General features: G+C 55.6%; 1 protein-coding gene. It reads right to left on the bottom strand.

The features are described 5' to 3' along the window. A partial coding sequence (locus tag Q4563_RS18470; RefSeq protein ID WP_303605547.1) for an aminotransferase class III-fold pyridoxal phosphate-dependent enzyme occupies positions 1-311 on the bottom strand: 311 nt, incomplete at both ends.

The raw sequence follows: 311 nt of genomic DNA, 5'->3' as shown, positions 1-311 counted from the left end.
CTCCCGGAAGCCAGTGGCCAGGTAGTCGCCCATCTCTTGGGCATTGGTACAGAGATTGTCCGTTTCGATGGTTTCGACAACAGACAGGGCGACAGCACAACACAGCGGGTTGCCACCATAAGTACTGCCATGATTGCCTGGCTGTAATACATCGGCGGCTTCGCCACGGGCCAGACAGGCACCAATAGGGACGCCATTACCGAGGCCCTTGGCCGTTGTAACAACATCAGGGACAAAACCCAGTTGTTGATAGGAGAAGTAGCTGCCGGTACGACCATTGCCGGTCTGGACTTCATCAACCATCATCAGCC

It is taken from the genome of Gilvimarinus sp. 1_MG-2023, assembly GCF_030548285.1.
This window is presented reverse-complemented; position numbering and strand designations above follow the sequence as displayed.